Genomic DNA, 1,207 nt, shown 5'->3' with positions numbered 1-1,207 from the left:
TTTCATCGATTGGAATACCCGAGACCGATGTAACAGTTATTATTCATAAATGATTTTATTTTTTTATCCCAATGATGTATCAAAAGTTTAAGTACAATTTGTATCAAAAGTTTAAATATATTTGATACATATTATATCTTGTAGTAACATAAAATGAGTGCAATGGAAGTATACAGGAGAATTGACAAGAATTAAAGCAACCCAAAAAACTTGAGAGAATAAGCATGACAAAAGACCAAATTAGAGCTATTTTGAACGAAATGAAATAGGAGGGATGAAAATTGTACATAAAAACTTTCTGTGCCCATTGTGGAAAAACTAACTTGCACAACGTAGCAGTTAACTGTGAAAAAACTTCCAGTATTTTAAACGGGAAATTATTCTCACGCTCTACCATTAAAGGAGTGGAAGTAAGAGAAACAGTAACAGAAGAAATTTTAATGAAATCAGTTTTGAAAACGCTGAGAGAGCATAAAAAATTACATATAAGTAAAGAGGAACTTGCTGATACTCTCAAAAATAGTAATTTAGAGAGCAGTAGTAACTTTGGGACAATATTATTGTCCAGAAATTAATTGTCGCGATATCCTTATGATTTTACCTAAATTTTTACCGTCTATTTTGTTTCTCGGTGCCTTAGTTATAATTTGTGGACTTCAAGCGCGTTTTTAGAAATTGTCTCAATTATTTCCTCAGACTTCAAAGAAGCCGATAATATAATACAGAAAATGCTCGATGTTGTTTAAAAAGACTTATATCCCAAAACATACAGATCTTCTATGAAATATGTAGATAGCCTTACTGGAGTATCTGCATATGAAGAGATTTTTCTTGTATTTATAAAGGGTTTGATAATTTTCCAGCAAGAATTTTAGCTCCAAAAAAGGGCTCATTTCAGACCTTTTCTGGCCAAATAACGGAAATTTTTGCCCTATTCGTGAGCAAGATCCACTAAAACAAGGATTGAAACTTATGTTGTTATAGGTAACAAAAACTTTTGAGCTATTCGTGAGCAAGATCCACTAAAACAAGGATTGAAACGAAAAGCAGTAAGTAGAAAGGAGTTTGACTGATTTTATTCGTGAGCAAGATCCACTAAAACAAGGATTGAAACTTGTGACTGGAGTGAAGGGAGAGCGATACCCTGATTCGTGAGCAAGATCCACTAAAACAAGGATTGAAACATATTCAGAAGTCATAAACAGAA

1 protein-coding gene is annotated in these 1,207 nt (G+C 32.5%); it reads left to right on the top strand.

Going from position 1 to position 1,207, the window contains the following annotated elements:
* The first annotated feature begins 281 nt into the window (after window positions 1-281).
* A complete protein-coding gene (locus tag ASJ81_RS12970) occupies window positions 282-575 on the top strand; it encodes a hypothetical protein (RefSeq protein ID WP_095644788.1) in 294 nt (97 codons plus the stop codon).
* Window positions 576-1,207: the final 632 nt, after the last annotated feature.

It is taken from the genome of Methanosarcina spelaei (assembly GCF_002287235.1).
Classification (GTDB): domain Archaea; phylum Halobacteriota; class Methanosarcinia; order Methanosarcinales; family Methanosarcinaceae; genus Methanosarcina; species Methanosarcina spelaei.
Note: the sequence above shows the minus strand (reverse complement) of the source record. Positions and strands in the feature narration are given on the sequence as shown.